The sequence below is a fragment of the Polymorphospora sp. NPDC050346 genome, assembly GCF_040655695.1.
Taxonomy (GTDB): domain Bacteria; phylum Actinomycetota; class Actinomycetes; order Mycobacteriales; family Micromonosporaceae; genus Polymorphospora; species Polymorphospora lycopeni.
Genome location: NZ_JBFAKM010000001.1, coordinates 132,386 through 153,363 on the forward strand (window position 1 = coordinate 132,386; position 20,978 = coordinate 153,363).

Consider the following 20,978-nt stretch of genomic DNA (forward strand, 5'->3'; position numbering starts at 1 on the left):
GGCCAGCCCGATCACCGAGTCCGCCCGTTGAGCAGGGGCGGCCACCGGGTCGGGACGGTCCGGAGGCGGGATCACCACGGCCGGGGCATCCGTCGGCGGGTAGTCGACCGGCGCCACACCCGGGACACCCACCGGGGTCACCGCATCCGAGGCACCCACCGGGGTCGGCGCACCCGGTGCCACCCCGGCCGGCCCGTCCGCACCGTCCCGGATCGGGGCGGTCGGTTCCGGCGCCGGCTCCGGCCGGCGCACCGCGGACAGTCCGGCGACGAGGGTGGAGACGATCTCGGCGGCGTACGAGCCGTCCGGGTCGTAGTCGGGGTCGAAGACGGTGATTTCGATGCCGAGGCAGTGTGGCGTGTCGACCAGGCCGGCGATCAGCAGCTCCAGCTCGGCGAAGGCGATGCCGCCCGGGTCGGGGGCGTCGACCGCCGGCATCACCGCCGGGTCGAGGACGTCGACGTCGACGTGCACCCAGTAGCCGGCGCAGTCGGCGAGCTGGTCGTGGGCCCACTGCGCGGTCCGGGCCGCGCCCTCGGTGCGCAGCAGCGGCACCGGCCGGGTGACGATCCCGGCGGCCTGGAGGTCGAGCCGGTATTCGTCCTGGGTGCGGATGCCCAGCACGACGACGTCGATGTCCCGGAAGTAGGGCCGCCGCCCCTCGATGGCGGCCAGGTCGGCCTGGCCCCGGCCGGTCACCAGGGCGAGGTCCTCGCCGGCGGCGGCGCCGACGTACGAGGCGTTGCCCGGGTGCCGGAAGTCGGAGTGCCCGTCGACGAAGACCAGCCCGATCCGCCCGCCGACCGCCTCGCCGAGGCGGTGCATGGCCAGTGCCGAGCCGAGCAGGATCGAACAGTCACCGCCGAGGACGACCGGGAACTCGTCGGCGTCGATGATCGCGCCGATCCGTTCGGCGAGCGCGGTCGAGTAGCGGGCGATGGCCGGTGCGTGGCAGACCCCGTCGCCGGGGCGCCAGTCGGCCGGGTCGTACCGGGGTGGGGTGAGGCAGCCGGCGTCGCGGGCGTCGAGCCGTTCGACCAGGCCGTGGTCGCGCAGCGCGCCGGGGGCCTTGGCGCAGCCGGGCACCGAGGTGGTGGTCGGCGGGCGCAGGCCGAGGTTGGACGGGGCGTCGAGGATCGCGATCCGGCGATTCATGGGCTCCCCGTCCTGGTCGGCGGCTCCGCGGGGGTGCGGAGACCGGTTGGCCGCCGGGTGGGTGCGGGGAGCGTGTGCTCCCCGCTCCCGCCACGGATCAGAACAACGCGTTGGCGAGCGCCCGGCGGGCGCTGCCCACGGCCGGGTCGTCGGGCCCGGCGACGGTGAACAGCGACAACAGGTGCTTGCGGATCGTCTCCCGGTCGTCGCCGGCGGTGCGCCGGACGAGGTCGACCAGCCGCTGGTAGGCCAGTTCGGCCTGGCCGCTGAGCACCTCGACGTCGGCCGCGAGCAACTGTGCGGCGACGTCGTCAGGGCCGGCCTGCGCGGCGGCGAGGGCCTGGGCCGGGTTGACGCCGGCGACCCGGCGGGCGAGCGAGACGTGGGCGAGCCCGGCCTCGGCCGAGGCGTCGGCCGGCGACTCGGCGAGGATCTTCCGGTATGCCTGCTCGGCGGCGTCGAGGTCGCCGGTGATCAGCGCCTCGTCGGCCTCGGTGAGGCGCGGGTCCTCGGGCGTCTCCACGGTGACCCCGCCGGCCTGGAGGACGGCGCCGACCCACTGGCGGATCTGCGATTCCGGCTGGAGCCCGGCGAATCCGGGTGCCATCTGGCCGCCGATGACGGCGTAGACGGTCGGGATGCTCTGGACCCGGAACATCTGGGCAAGGCGCTGGTTGGCGTCGACATCGATCTTGGCGAGGACCCAGCTTCCGCCGCCCTCGGCGGCCAGCCGTTCGAGCAGCGGGGAGAGCTGCTTGCAGGGCTGGCACCACTCGGCCCAGAAGTCGAGCACCACCGGGGTGGTCATCGAGCGTTCGAGCACCTCGGTCTGGAACGTGGCTTCGGTGACATCGATCACGGTGACCGCGCCGGGCGCGACGCCCCCGGGGACGGGGTGGCCCCCGGCGGGTGTGGTGGTCGCGGGCCGGGCGGGGGTGGGTGCGGCGCTGCGCAGCGCGCCGAGGTCTACCGCGCCGCGGGTGAAGATCGACGGGGTGGTCCGTGGGTCGCTCATGGTTGTCTAGTCTCGCACGTGGTCAGCCCTCCGCGGCCGGACCACCACGCCCCGCGTACCACCGCCGTCCGTCGCCGTGACTTCAGAACCGGGCCGGTTCGCGGTAGACGCCCCACTCGTCGCGCAGGGCATCGCAGATCTCGCCGAGGGTGGCCTCGGCGCGTACCGCGTCGAGCATCGCCGGGATCATGTTCTCGCCGTCGCGGGCCGCGGTGAGCATCCGGTGCAGGGCGGCCTTGACGGCCGTGTCGTCCCGGCCGGTCTTGCGGTCGGCGAGCAGCCGCTTCTGCTCGACCTCGACCTCGTGCGAGATGCGCAGGATCTCGAGGTCCTTGGCGATCGTGGCGGTGTGGCAGTTGACCCCGACGATCTTCTTGTCGCCCTTCTCGAGCGCCTGCTGGTAGGTGAAGGCGGAGTCGGCGATGTGGCTGGTGAACCAGCCGTCCTCGATGCCGCGCAGGATGCCGGCGGTCATCGGGCCGATCGGGTGCTCCCCCTTGCCGCCGAGTTCCCTGATCCGCGCGAAGATCGCCTCGGCCTCCGCCTCGATCGAGTCGGTCAGCGCCTCGACGTACCAGGAGCCGCCGAGCGGGTCGGCGACGTTGGTCACTCCGATCTCCTCCATCAGCACCTGCTGGGTACGCAGCGCGATCTCGGCGGACTCGTCGGTCGGCAGCGCGAGGGTCTCGTCGAGCGCGTTGGTGTGCAGCGAGTTGGTGCCGCCCAGGATGGCCGCGAGCGCCTCCACCGCGGTGCGTACGACGTTGTTGACCGGCTGCTGCGCGGTCAGCGACACCCCCGCGGTCTGGGTGTGGAACCGCAGCCAGAGCGCCTTCTCGCTGGTGGCGCCGTACTCGTCGCGCAGCCAGCGGGCCCAGATCCGGCGGGCGGCCCGGAACTTGGCGATCTCCTCGAAGAAGTCGACGTGGGAGTCGAAGAAGAAGCTGAGCCCGGGCGCGAAGGTGTTGACGTCGAGACCCCGGGAGAGGCCGAGTTCGACGTACCCGAAGCCGTCGGCCAGGGTGTACGCCAACTCCTGCGCGGCCGTCGCGCCGGCCTCGCGGATGTGGTAGCCGGAGACCGACAGCGGCTTGTAGCGCGGGATCTCGGCCGCGCAGTACTCCATCAGGTCGCCGATCAGCCGCAGGTGCGGTTCCGGGGCGAAGAGCCACTCCTTCTGGGCGATGTACTCCTTGAAGATGTCGGTCTGGAGCGTGCCGTCCAACTTGGACAGGTCGGCGCCCTGGCGCTCGGCGGCGACCAGGTACATGCAGAAGACCGGGACGGCCGGTCCGGAGATGGTCATCGAGGTGGTGACGGCGGCCAGGTCGATGCCGTCGAACAGCACCTCCATGTCGGCGGCCGAGTCGACCGCGACCCCACAGTGGCCGACCTCGCCGAGCGACTGCGGGTCGTCGGAGTCGCGCCCCATCAGGGTCGGCATGTCGAAGGCCACCGACAGTCCGCCGCCGCCGGCGCCGAGGATCATCTTGTAGCGCTCGTTGGTCTGGCGGGCGTTGCCGAAGCCGGCGAACTGCCGGATGGTCCAGGTCCGTCCGCGGTAGCCGGTCGGGTGCAGGCCCCGGGTGTACGGGTACTCGCCCGGCCAGCCGATGCGTTCGAAGCCGGGCACGTCGGTGCCGGGCGGCGGGCCGTACACCGGCTCGACGGGCGTGCCGGACAGGGTGGTGAAGTCGGCGTCGCGCTTGCGGGCGGCGTCGTAACGGGCCTGCCAGCGGGCGCGTCCGGCGGCGATCTCGTGGGCGTCCATCCGGGGGGCTCCTCCTTGAGTCCTCGACCTGCGATCGAGTGTAGGCGCTACCCCTGAACGATCGCTAAGTCTCCCCGGTTCCCGGGGTCAGCGCCGGACCGTCTCGGCCCGCCCGTCGACCAGGTGGAGTTCGGCGTCGCAGGTCGCCGCCGCCTCCGGATCGTGGGTCGCGAAGACCACGGCCGCGCCCCGCCGGGCCTCCCCGTGCAACAGGTCGAGGACCCGCCCCCGGTTCGCCGCGTCGAGTTCGCTGGTCACCTCGTCGGCCAGCAACACGTCGCCGTGCATCGCCAACCCCCGGGCGATCGCGGTCCGCTGCTGCTGCCCGCCGGACAGTTCCTCGACGAGCTGATCGGCCTGCCCGGCGAGCCCGAGCCGGTCGAGCGCCGTCGTGGTCCGCCGGCCGGCCTCGTCGGCCGCCACCCCGCCGGCGAGCAGCGCGACCCGCACGTTCTCGGCGGCGGTGAGGATCGCGGCCAGCCCGTTGCCCTGCGGCACCAGCACGATCTTCTCGGCGACCGCGTGGTCCGGGTCGCGCAGCGGGTGTCCCGCGACGCTCACCTCACCGGCGACCGGTCGCAACAGGCCGGCCAGCGTCCACAGCAGCGTCGTCTTGCCCGCCCCCGACGGGCCGGTCACCGCCAGCACCCGCCCGGGTACGGCCATCGCCGACACCTCGCGCAGCACCGGCTCGCCGCCGTACCCGACCGTGACCCGGCTGGCCACCACCGTCCTGCTCACCGCTGCCCCTCCCGACCCAGCCCCGCCCCGGCGTGCGGTACCGCCTCGCTCGGGGTCAGCAACACGGTCCCGTCCGGCTGGACGGAGACCCGCAACAGAGTGCCCGGCGCCACCACGTCGAGCGCCTCGGCCGGCAGGTGCACCGACCCGTCCCGGCCGACCACCGAATAGTCGACGCCGCTGCGCCCCTCGGCACCGACCCGGCCGTCGCGGATCGTCACCGTACGGTTCATCCGGGCCCCGATCTCCGGGTCGTGGGTCACCACGACCACGGTCGTACCCGCCGCCCGGACCGCCTCGACCGCCGTCAGCACCTCGTCGCGGGCGCCGGTGTCGAGCTGGCTGGTCGGCTCGTCGGCGAGCAGCAGGCCGGGATTGTTGGCCAGCGCCACCGCCAGCGCGGTCCGCTGGCGCTCGCCGGGGGTCAACTCCCCCGGCATCAGCTTGAGCCGGGCCGGATCGGCCAGGCCGACCAGGGCCAGGATCTCGCGCGGCGGGGGCAACTCGTCGCGGGCGACCGCGCCGTTCCGGGCGAACCGCACGTTCTGCTCCACCGACAGGTACGGCAGCAGGTTGCGGGCGGCGCCCTGGAGCATCACCCCGACGTCGACCGCCCGCATCGCCTGCAACTCGGCGGCGGTGGCCTTGGCCAGGTCGTGCTCGCCGACGAAGAGCCGCCCGGCCGACGGGCTGAGCAGCCCGGCCATCAGCGACAGCAGCGTCGACTTGCCGGCCCCGGACGGCCCGACCAGCGCCACCGACTGGCCGGCCTCGATGTCGAGGTCGACGCCGGCCAGCGCGACGACGTCGTAGCCCTCCAGCCGGTAGATGAAGACCAGCCCCCGGCAGGTCACACCGATCGCCTTCACCGGGCCTCCTCTCGCAGCAGCCGGGGATCGGCCCGGTCCGCCGTACGCAGCACGCTCGCGGCAGCCAGCAGCAGGGCGACGAGCAGCGCCGCGACCGCGCTCGGTATCCACACCGCCCCGACGCGGTAGACCGGTTCGAGCGCGTCGGCACCGACCTCGGCCAGCGGGATCGCCGGCAGCAGCAGCGCGGCACCGCCCAGGCCGGCGAGCAGCCCGACCACCAGCGGTACGGCGACGACCACTGTGTACTCGCGGCGCAGTGCCCGGCGCACTGCCGGCCGGGACACCCCGACGAGCCGCAGCGCGGCCATGTCCCGCAGCCGGGCGCGGGCACCGACCCGGATGTTCAGCAGCAGTACGCCGATCCCGAGCAGCGCGGCGACGACCCCGGCCAGCAGGTAGAGCCGCAGGGCGAGGGCGGGGGCCAGCCGGCCGAGTTCCTCGTGCCGCTGCTCGGTGAAGCGCGTACCGGTCACCCGGACACCGGCGTCGGCGAGCGCGGCGACCAGCTCCGGGCCGGCGTCAGCGGTGGTCCACACCTGGTATTCCCAGCCTCTGAGGTCGCCCAGGCCGTCCCGTTCGGCCTGGCGCAGCACGGTCGACAGGTCGAGCATCAGCGCCGGCCGCCCGACACCCGGCAGTGCCTGCGACCGGTCGACGACCCGCATCCGGGTGATCTCGTCGCCGAAGGTCAGGAAGCTGAACTCCTGCGCGGCCCCGTCCGCCGACAGCGGCGAACCGGCGACGACCGCCGGGGCGGCCACCGGATCGTCGGCGTACTCGGCGACCAGGTCGGCCGACGAACTGGTACCGGTCAGCCGCAGCCCGCCGGCCCCGGACCGTACGGTCAGTCGCAGCCCGGTGGGCGGTTCGGCCGGGGCGCGCCAGGCTCCGTCGCTGGTCAGTCCGGCGTCGAGCGGCCGGCCACCGTCGCGCAGCGCGGCCACCGTCAGGTCCACCGTGGACTCGGTCGAGTCGGTCGGATAGCGCCGCACCGACAGCCCGAGCAGCCGGCAGCCGTCCGCACAGCCGTCGATCCGCCCCTGGTAGGTGTGCCGGCCGGGGCGCAGCGGGCCGAGGGTGACCACCTGCGGCTCGGTGCCGCGGGCGACCAGCAGCACGAGCCTCATCGGCTCGGTCTGGGTGAGCTGACCGACCTCGACGTCGGCCTCGACCACCGGGCCACGTACCGGGATCGGGGCGGAACCGTCCGTCCCGGCCGGGGCCAGCAGTTCGCCGACCGCGGCCGTCTGGGCGGCGTCGCGGCCCGGCCAGCTCGCGACCGCGCCGAGCCGGGGCGCGTCGACGGTCGCGATGCGCAGGTTCTCGTCGGCGTACCGCTGGCTGCTCCACGCCACCGCCATCGCCCGCCGCCCGTCGGGGTCGGCGGCGCGTACGGCGGCCAGCAGGGCGGCCGGATCGGCGGCGGTGACGGTGTGCACGACCGGCGCACCGACCTCGACGCGGGCGGCGATCATCCGGTTGATCGCACCGACGTCCCAGATGGTGACCGAGAAGGAGAGCAGGGCGACGGCGACGGTCATCAGCACCACGACCCGCGCCGTCGCTGGCCGGCGGCCGAGCTGGGCGGTGGCCAGCAGCAGTGACACGTCGCCGCGCTGGGCCGCCGTACGTCCGCGCAGCCGGGCCCAGCCGGTGAGCAGGCGGGCGGCGATCAGCCCGGCGACCACCGCCAGCAGCGGCGGCGCGAGATAGGCCAGCGGCGAGGTGCGGTCACCGGCGGCGAGGACCTGGAGGAGCCCGACGAGCGCGAGGGCACCGACCGCGCTCTCCACGACGACCGCCCGCCACGGCGCCCGTGGCGGGATCCGGCGCAGCAGTGACAGCACGCTGGCCCGCACCGTACGGCGGGTGGCGAGGGCCGCGGCGACACCCGCCCCGGCGAAGGCGGCCGCCGCCGCCAGCAGCACCGGTGCCCGGAGTTCGACGTGTCCGCCGTCGGCGAGGAAGGCCCGTGCGCCAACCTCGGTGAGGCCGAGGCCCAGGGCGATACCGAACGGGGTGGCCAACGCGATGAGCAGCATCGGTTCGGCGACGGCGAAGAACGCGACCTGTCCCAGGCGCAGTCCACGCAGCTTGCCCAGCGCGATCTCCGGTCCGCGCTCCTCGGTCAGCGCGGCGACCACCAGGAAGAGCACGAACCAGCAGAGCAGCACCAGCGGTACGGCGATCAGCGGCACGCTTCGTACGAGCACGGCCTGGTGTTCGGCGGCCTCGTCGAGCGACGCCGGCAGCCCCGACGAGACGGCACCGGCGGTCACGTCGCGGCTCAGCTTGTCGAGGTCGGCCCGGACCACCGGCACCTGGTCCAGCCGCAGCCCGGCGGCGTCGCGCAGGTGGTATTCGACCGCGAACCGCGGTTCCGGCGTGCCGGGGACGGCGAGCAGGTCGGACTCGACACCGACGAAGATCGTGTCGGCGGTGTAGTTGTCATTTTCATCGAGTCGACCACCGTCGAGATATAGCGTGCTGCCCCAGTACGCGGCCTGCTCGTCGGCGAGCTGATAGAGGCCGGTGATGGTGAACGGGACCGTCGGCCGCGCGCCGGTGTCGCGGAAGCCGGGCAACCCGGGCGGCAGGATGTCGATCCGCTGGCCGACCTGCCAGCCGGTGTCGGCCACCGACCGGGCGCTCACCAGCACCTCGCCCCGCTGTCGCGGGCAGCTGCCGGCGGTCAGCACAAGATGGTCGCAGACGCCGGCGCGGAAGACCACATCCGCGGTCGTCCGGTGGCGGGCCGGGGCGACCAGGGACTCCCCCTGCCACCACACCGTCCCGATCGGCGGGTCGAGAAACTCGGCGACGGTGGTGCCGGGCAGCGCCGCGTCCATCGACGCCCGGACGGTCGCCAGGTCGGGGGCGGTCGGCCCGAGCCGTCCGCCGACGGTGACACCGACGGTGGCCGGGCGGGTGGCGGTGACGGTGTCGGTGAGCACCGACTGCTGCGCCGCCCGGATGTAGGCGGGGATGACGACCGCGGCCGCGGTGGCGATCGTGGCGAGCAGTACGACGATCAGTGAGCGGGCCCGGCGGTGCCGGATTCCTCGTAACGTGACGAACAGGTTGTGCACGCCGCGGGCTCCATAAGTGAAGATACTTCGGATCTTTGCGGCGCACCCTAACCCGGCGACGCAAGCGCCGTCAGTCCCGTTCGAGTCCGATCAGGAGTTCGTCGGCGGCAGCGTACGGGTCGACGGCACCGTCGGCCACCCGGGCCGCGAGCGCACCGAGGGTCGTACCCGAACGAAGTGACCCGATCCGGGCGCGCAGGGTGCCGAGCGCGATCGCCTCGACCTCGGCGGCGGCCCGGGCCTCCCGGCGGCGGCGCAGTTCGCCGTGCTCGACCAGCCAGTTCCGGTGCTTCTCCAGGGCGGCGACGATGTCGTCGATCCCCTCGGCCCGCGGAGCCACCGCGCGGACCACCTGGGGCCGCCACTCGCCGGGTCCGCGCTCACCGAGCGCGATCATGCCCTGGATGTCGCGGTGGGTGGCGTCGGCGCCGTCCCGGTCGGCCTTGTTGACCACGAAGACGTCGGCTATCTCCAGGATGCCGGCCTTGACCGCCTGGATCGCGTCGCCCATGCCCGGGGCGAGCAGCACCAGGGTCGTGTCGGCCAGCGAGGCCACCTCGACCTCCGCCTGCCCGACACCGACCGTCTCGACCAGGACCACGTCGCAGCCGGCCCCCTCGAGCACCCGCACCGCCTGCGGGGTGGTCGCCGCGAGCCCGCCGAGATGACCCCGGCTGGACATCGACCGGATGTAGACGCCGGGGTCGGTGGCGTGGTCCTGCATGCGTACCCGGTCACCGAGGATGGCGCCGCCGGTGAACGGGCTGGACGGATCGACGGCGAGCACCCCGACCCGGTGCCCCTGCGCGCGCAGCGCCCGGACCAGCTCGTTGGTGGTGGTCGACTTACCGACGCCGGGCGAGCCGGTGAGGCCGATCACCTGGGCCTGACCGGTGTGCGGGGCGAGCGCCGCCGCGATCCGCGGCAGCAGCGGGTCGCCCGACTCGACCAGGGTGATCAGACGGGCCACCGCCCGGGCATCGCCCTCGCGGGCCCGGGCGACCAGCAACGGCACGTCCCGGCTACGACGTACGGTGGGTCGGCTTCCCTCGCTCCGTTCGGTCATGCCTTCGGGACGCGGATGATCAGGGCGTCGCCCTGGCCGCCGCCGCCGCACAGGGCCGCCGCGCCGGTGCCGCCGCCGCGCCGCCGGAGTTCCATGGCGAGGGTCAGCACCAGCCGCGCCCCGGACATGCCGATCGGGTGGCCGAGCGCGATCGCGCCGCCGTTCACGTTGACGATGTCGGGGCTGACCCCGAGGTCGCGCGTCGACTGGATGCCGACCTGCGCGAACGCCTCGTTGATCTCGATCAGGTCGAGGTCCTCGACGCCGAGGCCGGCCTTGCTGAGCGCCTGCTTGATGGCGTTCGACGGCTGGGAGTGCAGCGAGTTGTCCGGGCCGGCGACGTTGCCGTGCGCGCCGATCTCGGCGAGCCAGGGCAGGCCGAGCTGCTGGGCCCGGGTCCGGCTCATCACGACCACGGCGGCGGCGCCGTCGGAGATCGGCGAGGAGCTGCCGGCGGTGATGGTGCCGTCCTTGGTGAACGCGGGACGCAGCCGGGCCAGCGACTCGACGGTGGTGTCGGGGCGGATGCCCTCGTCCTCGGTGACCTGCACCGGGTCGCCCTTGCGCTGCGGCACCTCGACCGGCGTGATCTCCTCGGCGAAGTGGCCGTTCTTCTGCGCGGCGGCCGCCCGCTGGTGGCTGGTGGCGGCAAAGGCGTCCTGCTCGACGCGGCTGATGCCGTGACGGTCGCCGTGCCGCTCGGTGGACTCACCCATCGCACAGCAGTCCCACGCGTCGGTCAGCCCGTCGAGCGCCATGTGGTCCTTGATCACCACGTCGCCGTACTTGTAGCCCTGCCGCTGCCCCATGAGCAGGTGCGGGGCGTTGGTCATCGACTCCATGCCGCCGGCGACCACGATGTCGAACTCGCCGGCCCGGACCAGCTGGTCGGCCAGGGCGATCGCGTCGAGCCCGGACAGACAGACCTTGTTGATGCTCAGGGCCGGCACGGACAGCGGGATGCCCGCCTCGACGGCCGCCTGGCGGGCCGGGATCTGGCCGGCGCCGGCCTGGAGGACCTGTCCCATGATGACGTATTCGACCTGGTCGGGGGCGACGCCGGAGCGTTCCAGCGCGGCCTTGATGGCGACCCCGCCGAGCTTGGTGGCCGGGAAGTCCCGAAGGTTGCCGAGCAGCCGCCCCATCGGGGTACGTGCACCACTCACGATCACCGAAGCCATGCCCATCGCCTCCAGAGGGGAACCCGCGCGCGAACCTTAACGATAGTTCGGCCAGACTAGCGCCATGGCTGACCACTCCCCCGCCGAGCCCGCTGCGGACTTTGTCACAGGCATCGGACTGCTACGTATCGATCATGTCGGGGTCGCCGTCGCCGATCTCGACGCGGCCATCGAGTTCTACGAGCGTGTCTTCGGGATGCGCTGCGCGCACCGCGAGGTCAACGAGGAACAGGGGGTGAGCGAGGCGATGATGGCCGTCGGCCCGTCGCCCGAGGGCGGCTTCGTGCAACTCCTCGCGCCCCTGTCGGGGTCGTCGACGATCGCGAAGTTCCTCGACCGCAACGGGCCGGGCGTGCAGCAGGTGGCCTACACGGTCAGCGACGTGGAGGCCGCCGGCGCGGCCCTGCGCGAGCGCGGCCTACGCCTGCTCTACGACGCCCCACGCCGCGGTACGGCGGGATCGCGGATCAACTTCGTGCACCCGAAGGACGCCGGCGGCGTGCTGATCGAACTCGTCGAGCCGCCAACCACCCCCTGACACCCGCGATCTTGCAGTTATCTCCCCCTTTTGTCGAGTTTGTCGGGCGACAAGTGCAAGATCGCGGGGCGGTGGGGCGGGACGAGGCGCGGGGCGGGGGTCAGGCGGGGACGGTGTCGTAGGAGCTGATCAGCTCCGGTGGGAGCTGGGTCAGGTCGGTCGCCCGCAGGAAGTCGCCGAGGGTCGTACCGGTGCACCCGGAGTCGACGTTGGCCGCACCCGCCCGTTCCTCGACGTCACGCCGGTTGACGGCGCGGAAGTCGATCGAGAACCGGGTCTTGCCCGACGTGTTGGGCACCGTGGTGTGCAACTGGGCGCCGGAGAAGATCAGGATGCCGCCGGGCGGGGTGATGACGCGGATGTCCGGCTCGCGCTGGATCTCCTCCTCGGCCTCCGGCTGCTTGCGGGTCTCCGTGTCGATCTGCTGCGCCGCCGCGGTGCGCCCGTGGGCCACCCACTCGCCGTAGTTGTAGTCCCGCGAGGAGTTGCGCACCCCGTTGGCGAAGTACGGCGGGTGGAAGGCCATCACGTTGGCCTCCTCGACGTCGTACACCGGCATCCAGAAGTTGATCTGCGACATCGGGGCGGAGAACCAGGTGTCACGGTGCGACTCGAACTGCAGCGTCAGCCCGGCGTTGAGGTATTCGCTGGTCATCGAGCGCAGGCGGGGCACGTCGAAGTAGGTCTGGGCCAGGTCGGCGCCGAGGTCGGCGAGCATCCCGGCCACCAGCTCCTTGCTGCGCGGGTGGTTGATGAAGGCCGGCTTGAGGCCGGCGAGCACGTCGACGTACTCGCGGCCGGCCAGGTGGTGCTGGGCCTCCGGCGGGAAGTGCGGGGCGAACGCCTTCTCGGCCATCTCCCGGGCGAACGCGACGAGTTCCAGCGAGTGCCGCGTCGGCGAGTAGACGAACAGGTCACCGCCGAACAGCTTCCGGCGGCGATCGTCGTCGGACATCGGGGAGTCGAAGTACACCACCGTCATCGGGGCCTCCTGCGTTCAGGTGTAAACGGTGGCCACGGTATGCCGCCGGCCGGCCTCCCGGAAGGGCACTTCGGCCCCTGACCACGGAGCCTGTCGCCAATCCGACTGGGCGCGCCTCGGCGGGCACCGCACCGCTGGCCTAGAGTCGGCCTCTACCGCCGGCACCAGGGAGGATCGCGATCGCCGCCCCGCTTCCGTTCCGCTTCACCGCTTCGATGCCCGGCCTGAACCGGCCGGTGTCCCGGTGGCGTGACGAGATCCGCCGGATCGAGGACCTGGGTTTCAGCTCGGTGTCCGTCTCCGACCACTTCACCGGCGGCTGGGCGATGGATCCGCTGGTCGCGATGACCGTCGCCGCCGAGGCCACCACCCACCTGCGGGTGCTGGGCATGGTCTTCTGCAACGACTTCCGGCACCCGGTGCTGCTACACAAGTCGATGGCCAACCTCGACGTCTTCTCCGGCGGCCGGGTCGAGATCGGGCTCGGCGCCGGCTGGATGCGCGCCGACCACGACGCCGCCGGCCTGCCGTTCGACCCGCCCGGCGTACGCGTCGACCGGCTCACCGAGGCGATCGAGGTGATCACCGGCCTGTTCGGCGCGGACCCGGTCGACTTCGCCGGCAAGCACTACCGGATCACCGGCCTCGACGGGCTGCCGAAGCCGGTCCAGCGGCCCCGTCCCCCGCTGCTGGTCGGCGGCGGCAGCCGGCGGGTACTCGAACTCGCCGGGCGCACCGCCGACATCATCGGGATCAACCCCCGGCTGGCCCCCGACGTCGACCCGCTGTCGGCGGTCGCCGAGATGAGCCCGGAGCGGATGGACCGCAAGGTGGACTGGGCCCGGGCGGCGGCCGTCGCGGCCGGCCGCGACCCGGCCGGCCTGGAGTTCCAGTTGCGGATGTTCGACGTACGGGTCACCCACCGCGGGCAGGAGCACCGTTCGACGTCCAGCCACGCCGCCCTGGCCCCGCCGGAGGCGCTGGCCGCGTCGCCCTCGGTGCTGCACGGCAGTGTCGACGAGTGCGTCGACCGGCTGCTGGCGATCCGGGAGCGGTACGGCATCAACTATCTGCACCTGGGCGGCAATCTCGACGCGGCGGCGCCGATCGTCGCGCGGCTGGCCGGGCGCTGACCGGCACCGTCCGGTCGGGCGGCGCATTGTCGGCGACCACTGGCGCCGGCCGGTGCCGGGCCGGGCGCCGCCGTACGACGGCGGCCTCGATCGATCACCCGATCGGGTAGCCGTCCGGCCGGTTCACGGGCGATCGCGTACGGCGCGCGCCACCACCACCGCGGCGACCGCTGACCGGCGACCGGCGGGCGGGCCGATGACCTCGCACAGTAACCAACAGTAACGATCTCGGCACGAGCCGACGGGGCCGGGGCGTCGCCTTCCGCCCCCCGCCACCGGTCCCCCCGAAGTCCTTTCCGGACAGACCGGAAGACCGTCCACACCGTCCAACCGGCGGATCCGGCGAGCCGAACAACGGCGCGCCGGAACATTCAGGCAATGACGTTCCCCACTCCGTTGAGATCAACACGCATGGTCACTGTACGTTGTCGACGTTCGTACGATTATCAATCGAGCCCGGGATTTTCCGATTCACTTCCGGCGGGTCGACAACATGATGGGGAAGGCGCTGGCCAACGCACTGATCAGGGCGAAAGCGCGACACGCCGGGCCTACCTCGGCATTGGCGCCTTTGGCATAAGTTGACCAAGCAAGGGTCGCGGCGACATGGCCGGGTCAGCTCTTGCGAAGCCCCCCGGGGCGTCTGCCAGTATGTCCCAATGCCCCAGCAGCAGCCATCCTCCCTTGCGTTCTTCGAGAACGCGACCTCGCAGCACGACTTCACCGTCGTCCTGCGTGGATACGACCGTGGGCAGGTCGACGACTTCGTCGGCCGCCTAAGCGCCGCGCTCACCCAGGCTCAGCAGGCTCAGGGCGAGGCCGAGCAGCGGATGAACGACGCGCAGCGTCGGCTCCGCCAGGCCGAGCAACGGCTCAACTCGGTCGAGCAGAAGCTCACCGACACCAACAAGCAACTCGAAGAGAACAACCGTCCGACCCTGTCCGGTCTCGGCACCCGGGTCGAGCAGATCCTGCGGTTGGCCGAAGAACAGGCCAACGACCACCGCGGCGAGGCCAAGCGCGAGTCGGAGGGGATCCTCTCGGCCGCCCGCCTCGAGGCCCGCGAGATCACCGACAAGGCCCGCGCCGAGGCCGCCGCGATGAAGGCCACCGCCGAACGCGAGGCGGGCAGCGTGCGTACCGCCGCCGAGCGGGAAGCCGCCGAGGTGCGGGTGCAGGCCCGCCGGGAAGCCGACACCCTGCGCGCCGACGCCGACCGGGAGACCAAGCAGCTCCGTACGGTGACCGCCCACGAGGTCGCCGAGCTGAAGTCGACGGTCGAGCGCGAGGTCGCCACCCTGCGGGCCACCGCGGAGCGGGAGATCACCCAGCAGCGCGCCAAGGCGGCCCGCGAGGCCGAGGAGAAGCGCGCCGAGGCGACCAAGCTGCTCACCGACGCCCGCGACAAGCGGGACAAGGACCTGCAGGCCCTGGAGCTGCAACTCGCCGAGCGGCGGGAGAAGGCCGAGCGCGAGGAGTCGGAGCGGCACGCCGCCCAGGTCGCGCAGACCCAGAAGATGGTGGCCGAGGCCGAGGAGCGGGCCCGCGCGGCCCAGGACCGGGCCAAGGAGATCGAGCAGCGGGCGGAGGCCCGCCGGATCGAGTCCGAGCGCACCGCCGCCGAGACCGTCGAGAAGGCGAAGGCCCTGGCCGACAAGACCCTCAGCGAGGCGCGGGCGGAGTCGACCCGCCTGCTCAACGAGGCGCGCACCGAGGCCGAGCTGACCACCCAGGCGGCCCGCCGCGAGGTCGAGGACCTCACCCGGCAGAAGGACGCGGTGACCGCACAGCTCGGTCAGATGCTCTCCGGCCTGGCCGGCATCGTGCCGACCGTGCAGCCGCCGGGCGACGCCAAGGCGGCCGACGCCAAAGCGGACAAGGAAGACGCGACCGACCGCGTGGCGGCCAAAACGACCGGCTGATCACCGTGTGGCACCCCTCCGAGCAGGCCAACCGCCCGGGCGGGCGCCAGGCGCCAAGGGGCATGGCTGAGCGTTGACGGGCCGCGCCGGGGATTCTCCGGCGCGGCCCGTCATTGCGCAAGCCGTTGGAAATACATCACATTCGGCCATTTCAGAAGGAGTTACCTGTGCCACCTCGGGACGGTGTGTATCGCCGCACGGCTGAAGCTCGCGTGTGAGGATGGGTGCATGGCGCACGGCGGAGAACTGTTCAACCTTGGCGGAGATGTGACTACGGAGCCGAGCTTCGAATCGGCCCTGCGGGGCTACGACAAACGGCAGGTCGATCGATACGTAGTCCGCGCGGAGAACGAGATCACCACCCTCGCCGCCGAACGTGAACAGGCGTATACACAGATCCACACCCTGGCCGGGCAGGTCGAACAGCTGCAACGTGACCTGGCCACGGTCCGTAATCAGGTCGGTGTGGTCGACAAGGTGTCGTTCCGGCACCTCGGCCCGCTCGTCGAGCAGATCATGACCCTCGCCGAGCAGCAGGCCGAGCAGATCCAGGTCGACGCCGCCCAGGAGATCGAGGGGCGCCGGGCCGAGGCCGAACAGGTGCTCAGCGACGCTCGCACCCAGGCGGCCGACGCGATCCGCGACTTCGAACTCGCCCTCGCCGCCCGGCGGGAGGAGGAGGAGCGGACCGACGAGACCCGCCGCCTTGAGATCGAGGCGTCGATCGCCGGCGCCCGCGAGGAGGCGGTACGGCTCACCAGCGCCAACGAGGAGACCCGCGCCAAGACCGAGCGCGAGGCCCGCGAGGCGGCCGAGGAAACCGCGCGCTACGTCGCTCACCAGCGCGGTGAGATCGACTCGTACGTGGCGCAGCAGCGGGCCGAACTCGAGGGGCACGTCGAGCGCACCCGGGCCGAGACCCACCAGTACGTCGAGCGCACCCGCGCCGAGACCGACGCGTACGTCCAGCAGGTCCGCACCCAGACCCAGCAGGAGCTGGGCATCTGGCGGGCCAGCGTGGAGCAGGAGATCGCCCAGCGGCAGGCCGTCGGCGACCAGGAGCTGGCCGCCCGGCGGGCCACCGCCGAGCAGGAACTCACGCAGTGGCGGACGGCCACCGAGCAGGAGATCGCGGCGATGCGGGCCGACGCCGAACGGCACGTCGCGCAGATGCACCGGCAGGCCGACGAGCACGTGGCCAGCGCGCGGCGACAGGCGGAGGAATACGCCACCGCCGTCCGCCGGGAGGCCGACGAGCAGGCCGCCCTCGTCCGTCGCCAGTCCGAGGAGCACGCCGCGACCGCGCAGCAGCACCTGGCCACGACGCAGCAACTGCTCGCCACGACCCAGCACGAGGCGGCCGTCGCCCGGCAGCACCTCGCCGACGTGTCGATGGAGGTGGCGCAGGCCCAGCAGGCGCTCGCCGACATGCGCTCCGCGACGGTGAAGACCCGCCAGGAGTCCGACCAGATGCAGCGCCGGCTGGCCGAGGTGCAGCAGCAGTTGACGGTCGAGCAGGAGCGCCTGCTCGACGCGCAGCGCTCGGCGAGCAAGGCCGAACGCGGCACCGTCGAGGCACAGGCCGAACTCGACCTGGCCCAGGCCCCGAGCGACGGTTCCGCCATCTCGGACCAGACCGTCCTGCTCAAGACGCTGGCGGCCGCCGACGGCACCGAGGCGAACGCCAACGGTGCCCGGCCCGACGGGGCGAAGAGCGACGGGGCGAAGAGCGCCGCCGGGGGCCGGGCCGACACCGCTCCGGCCGACGAGGTGACCGACGCCGAGGCGACCCAGGTCATCACGACCGCGAAGAGCCGGGCCAAGACCGACGACACGGCCACCGACCGGGCGATCGCGCAGACCGCGGCCGCGGACAACGCGGCGGCGGACCGTGCCGAGGCCGAGAAGGCGACGGGCGACCGGGCGAAGAGCAACGGGACGCCCAACGGCAGCCGGCCCACGGCCGAACCGACCGCCAACGGCGCGGGGACCCCGGCCGGCGAGGTCGAGGGGGCGGACGACACCGCCCCGCCGGCCACGGAGTCCGACGCCGAGGACACCCAGGTCATCACGGCCACCGTCGCGAGCGGCGGCGACCAGGCCAAGCCGGCGCCGAAGACGACCGGGAGCACCGACGGCAGGTCGCGGAAGGTGGCGGCCGACAAGTAGCGCCTTGCTGGCCCAGGCCGGCCCGGCCGGTTAGTCTGCGGACCGGGGTGCCCGAAGTGTCCGACCAGCGGGTCGGCCGGGGCGCCCCGGTTCGGGCTTTCGGCATCCTGCCGGGGCGAGACGTCGGGAGGTCCCGGTGCCGGACGACAACCCGGGGCAGACGCCGCCGTCCACCCCCGGCGAACCCGCCGGTCCGGCCGCCGACAACGCCCGGCCCGCCGACAGCGCCCGGCGCGACAACACCCGGCCCGGCGACGCCGCCCGGTCCGCCGAGGCCGGCCAATCCGCCGACGCCGCCCGATCCGCCGAGGCCCGGGTCGCGGATGCCCTGGCGGGCGGGATCGAGAGCCGGTTCGGCAAGCCCGGCCCGCCGCTGCGCCGCAACGCGTTCCTCATCGGGCTCACCGGTGGCCTCGGCCTCATGGTGGCGTACGCGGCGTTCCTCGCCCTGCGCAACGCGGCGTCCATGCTGGTCCTGGTCTTCATCGCGCTGTTCCTGGCCATCGGCCTCAACCCCGCGGTCGTACGGCTGCGCAGGTGGGGACTGCCGCACGGGCTCGCGGTGACCGTGGTCGGACTGACCGTCGTACTGCTGCTCTGCGGCGGGGTCTTCGCCCTCGTGCCGCCGGTCGTCACCCAGTCCAGCCAGTTCATCGAGCAGCTGCCGTCCTACGTGGAGCAGTTGCGGCGCAACGACACCGTCAACGAACTCGTCGAACGCTACGACGTGATCGAGAAGGTCCAGGCCGCCGCGAACGCCGACACCATCGGCCGGGCCCTCGGCGGCGTCTTCGGCGGCGCCCGGTTCATCTTCGGCACCGCGTTCAACGTGCTGACCGTGCTGGTGCTGACCATCTACTTCATGGCCACCTTCGAGCGGCTGAAGCGGTTGGCGTACGCGCTGGTGCCGGCCTCCCGGCGGGAGCGGGTGGAACTCATCGGCGACGAGATCCTGACCAAGGTCGGGGCCTACCTGGTGGGTGCCCTGTCGATCGCGGTTCTCGCCGGCGTCAGCACGTACGTCTTCGCCGTCATCGTCGGGCTGGCGTACCCGTTCGCGCTGGCCGTCGTGGTCGCGGTCTGCGACCTGATCCCGCAGATCGGCGCCACCCTCGGCGCGGTCATCGTCAGCCTGGTCGGCTTCGCCATGTCGCTGCCGGTCGGCATCGCCTGCGTCGTCTTCTTCGTCGTCTACCAGCAGATCGAGAACTACCTCATCTATCCGAAGGTGATGCGCCGGTCGGTGAAGGTCAGTGACGTGGCCGCCATCGTCGCCGCCCTGCTCGGTGTCGCCCTCGTCGGCGTCATCGGTGCGCTGATCGCGATTCCGACGGTCGCCGCGGTGCAACTCGTCCTGCGCGAAGTCGTCCTGCCCCGGCAGGAGTCCCGCTGATTTTGGCCCATAGTTCAACCGCCGCGGGGTTGTGAGCCGTCGTCGCGGACTTGTATGGTTCAGCGGGTTTGGGCAGCACAGCGTCCGTCGGCAGGCCCGGCGGCAGACCCGCCCGACCGCTCGACTGGTCGGCGCCGGGCGACCCGGTGCCACGGCAGCCCGGCGGAGCCCCGGCCCGCTCACCGAGCCACACGTCGAGCGGCGCCGATCGCGACCTCAGGGAGAATCGTGACCCACACCGCCGCGATGCCCGTCGAGGTCAGGCAGCCGGCCCCGAGCCGGCGGCCACGCCGCCACCGGGCCAAACGGCCGCCGTTGCTCGTCGTCATCGGACTGTGCGTGACCGTCGTGGCCGCGGCCGGCTACACGGCCTGGACCTTCCTCGCTCCCGAAGACCGCGGCGCACCGCTCGTCATCACCGAGCCGGGCGAGCTGGTCGCCGACCAGACCATCGAACGGCCGATCGAGGTCGCCGCCGACAACGTCACCATCCGCGCCGTCGTGCTGAACGCGGGTGGTTCGGCCGCCCTGCGAATCCGCGACGGCGTGCGGGGCACCGTGATCGAGGACACCGAGATCCGGTGCACCACCCGGGACACCGACGGCATCGTCCCCGGTGGCTACACGGCACTGCGGGTCAGCACCTACGGCTGCCGGGAGCCGTACGCCCAGACGCCGGAGGCACCCGCGGTCATCGCCGACTCCCGGCACGACGGCCAGCCGTACGGGGCCGAGGCCGCACCGCCCACCGCCGGCCCGACCCCGAGCGGCCCAGGCGGCGCGGGATTCCTCGGCGCCGCCCCGAGCGCCTCCCCTTCCCCGTCGGCCAGCCGGTCCGCCGGCTCCGGCGCGGTCACACTGCCGTCGTCGTGGCCGAACGAGCGCAACACCGGCGTGCCCGCCGGCACCCGGCTCACCAACTCCGGCTCCCTGGAACTGAAGAAGGACGGGCAGGTCGTCTCCGGCCTGAACATCAACGGTTGCGTCGACGTACGCGCCAAGAACGTCACCATCCGCAAGTCCAAAATCAACTGCAACCGCAGCACGTACTCGATCCGCACCTACGACACGACCGTCAACCTCGTCGTCGAGGACGTCGAGATCAACGGCGGCGGCCAGAACTCGGCCGCGGTCTGCTGCGGCAACTACACCCTGCGCCGGGTCAACATCCACAACGTGATCGACGGCCCCCGGCTCGGCTCCCGGGTGACCATCGTCGACTCCTGGATCCACGACCTGGCCCGGGCCAGCGGCTCGCACAACGACGCGTTGCAGACCACCGGCGCCAGCAACATCGTCGTCCGGCACAACCGCCTGGACACCTACCGGGCGAGCACCGGCGACCCGTTCAACGCCTGCCTGATGGTCGGCTCGACGACAGGGCCGCAGGTCAGCAACCTGACCTTCGAGGACAACTACTGCAACGGCGGCAACTACTCGATCAACATCCGCGACGACACGAACGCGTCCAACGTGGTGTTCCGCCGCAACGTCTTCGGCCGCGACTTCCGCTACGGCGTGGTCGCCCGGCACAACCACCCGGGCGTCACCTGGGAGTCCAGCAACGTCTACCTGGACAACAAGCAGCCGGTCGTCACCGACTGACCACGCCCGCCCGGTGACCGGCGCCCGGGCCGGTGGTTCGGGCCGGCGCCCGGGCCTCGGTTCGAACCGACGCCCGAACCGACGCCTGGGCCGACGCCCGGGTCTGCGGTTCGGGCCGACGGTGCGGGCCGACGGTGCGGCCACGATCGGCGGCCGGCTCGTACTCAGGGGCCGGCCGTGGTCGGGACGTGACGGTCAAGGTCCGACCCGGCGGGACGGCCGGTGATACCCGGCGCGCTCGGTCCCTCGTTCGCGCCGCCACTCGTCGGGACCCGGCGGGCACATCACTGTTCGGCTCCACAGCGAATTCGGCGTAGCCACAGCGAATTCGCTGTGGCCAGTGGAA

At 72.6% G+C, this 20,978-nt stretch carries 14 protein-coding genes and 1 pseudogene; 6 read left to right on the forward strand and 9 right to left on the reverse strand.

All coding sequences use genetic code 11. The features are described 5' to 3' along the window. Positions 1 to 258 precede the first annotated feature (258 nt). The 8 genes and pseudogenes from AB0I42_RS00570 to AB0I42_RS00605 form a co-directional block, all read right to left on the reverse strand. Positions 259 to 1,155: pseudogene (locus tag AB0I42_RS00570) on the reverse strand (arginase family protein); the annotation flags it as partial. Between the two features lie 97 nt (positions 1,156 to 1,252). Continuing rightward, complete coding sequence (locus AB0I42_RS00575) at positions 1,253 to 2,170, reverse strand: tetratricopeptide repeat protein (protein WP_357532816.1); 918 nt, start codon at positions 2,168 to 2,170, stop codon at positions 1,253 to 1,255. Positions 2,171 to 2,252: 82 nt separating this feature from the next. Continuing rightward, positions 2,253 to 3,941, reverse strand: coding sequence for a methylmalonyl-CoA mutase family protein (locus AB0I42_RS00580; RefSeq protein WP_357532818.1), 1,689 nt, complete (start codon positions 3,939 to 3,941; stop codon positions 2,253 to 2,255). An 87-nt stretch (positions 3,942 to 4,028) separates the two neighbouring features. Next, positions 4,029 to 4,682 (reverse strand): ATP-binding cassette domain-containing protein, encoded by a 654-nt coding sequence (locus AB0I42_RS00585; RefSeq protein ID WP_357532820.1) that lies wholly within the window; start codon positions 4,680 to 4,682, stop codon positions 4,029 to 4,031. Beyond that, positions 4,679 to 5,551, reverse strand: a complete 873-nt coding sequence (locus AB0I42_RS00590) for an ATP-binding cassette domain-containing protein (protein WP_357532821.1) — start codon at positions 5,549 to 5,551, stop codon at positions 4,679 to 4,681. The genes AB0I42_RS00585 and AB0I42_RS00590 overlap by 4 nt, the downstream gene beginning before the upstream one ends. After that, positions 5,548 to 8,643 carry an FtsX-like permease family protein gene (locus AB0I42_RS00595; RefSeq protein WP_357532822.1) on the reverse strand — a complete coding sequence of 1,032 codons (3,096 nt, stop codon included), beginning with the start codon at positions 8,641 to 8,643 and terminating at the stop codon, positions 5,548 to 5,550. The genes AB0I42_RS00590 and AB0I42_RS00595 overlap by 4 nt, the downstream gene beginning before the upstream one ends. Positions 8,644 to 8,713: 70 nt before the next feature. Further along, positions 8,714 to 9,709, reverse strand: coding sequence for a methylmalonyl Co-A mutase-associated GTPase MeaB (meaB, locus tag AB0I42_RS00600; RefSeq protein ID WP_357532824.1), 996 nt, complete (start codon positions 9,707 to 9,709; stop codon positions 8,714 to 8,716). After that, the gene (locus tag AB0I42_RS00605) at positions 9,706 to 10,890 is read right to left on the reverse strand and encodes an acetyl-CoA C-acetyltransferase (RefSeq protein ID WP_357532826.1); all 1,185 of its coding nucleotides are present in this window, start codon (positions 10,888 to 10,890) and stop codon (positions 9,706 to 9,708) included. Before AB0I42_RS00605 ends, meaB begins: the two co-directional genes overlap by 4 nt. A 64-nt stretch (positions 10,891 to 10,954) precedes the next feature. Between AB0I42_RS00605 and mce the strand changes: the two genes are divergently transcribed. Continuing rightward, positions 10,955 to 11,428, forward strand: coding sequence for a methylmalonyl-CoA epimerase (mce, locus tag AB0I42_RS00610; RefSeq protein WP_357532828.1), 474 nt, complete (start codon positions 10,955 to 10,957; stop codon positions 11,426 to 11,428). Positions 11,429 to 11,528: 100 nt separating this feature from the next. On the opposite strand, the gene AB0I42_RS00615 is transcribed toward mce, so the two are convergent. Beyond that, entirely contained in the window at positions 11,529 to 12,410 is an 882-nt protein-coding gene (locus AB0I42_RS00615) for a hypothetical protein (RefSeq protein ID WP_357532829.1), read from the reverse strand. A 179-nt stretch (positions 12,411 to 12,589) separates the two neighbouring features. On the opposite strand from AB0I42_RS00615, the gene AB0I42_RS00620 reads away from it, so the two are divergent. The 5 genes from AB0I42_RS00620 (at position 12,590) to AB0I42_RS00640 (ending at position 20,632) form a co-directional block, all read left to right on the forward strand. Next, positions 12,590 to 13,543, forward strand: a complete 954-nt coding sequence (locus AB0I42_RS00620) for a TIGR03621 family F420-dependent LLM class oxidoreductase (protein WP_357533424.1) — start codon at positions 12,590 to 12,592, stop codon at positions 13,541 to 13,543. Between the two features lie 659 nt (positions 13,544 to 14,202). Next, entirely contained in the window at positions 14,203 to 15,465 is a 1,263-nt protein-coding gene (locus tag AB0I42_RS00625) for a DivIVA domain-containing protein (RefSeq protein WP_357532831.1), read from the forward strand. A gap of 228 nt (positions 15,466 to 15,693) precedes the next feature. Further along, positions 15,694 to 17,634: a hypothetical protein gene (locus AB0I42_RS00630; RefSeq protein ID WP_357532833.1), complete on the forward strand. Its 1,941-nt coding sequence runs from the start codon at positions 15,694 to 15,696 to the stop codon at positions 17,632 to 17,634. A gap of 328 nt (positions 17,635 to 17,962) precedes the next feature. Beyond that, positions 17,963 to 19,027: an AI-2E family transporter gene (locus tag AB0I42_RS00635; RefSeq protein ID WP_357533426.1), complete on the forward strand. Its 1,065-nt coding sequence runs from the start codon at positions 17,963 to 17,965 to the stop codon at positions 19,025 to 19,027. Between the two features lie 228 nt (positions 19,028 to 19,255). Then, complete coding sequence (locus AB0I42_RS00640; protein WP_357532834.1) at positions 19,256 to 20,632, forward strand: right-handed parallel beta-helix repeat-containing protein; 1,377 nt, start codon at positions 19,256 to 19,258, stop codon at positions 20,630 to 20,632. Positions 20,633 to 20,978 lie beyond the last annotated feature (346 nt).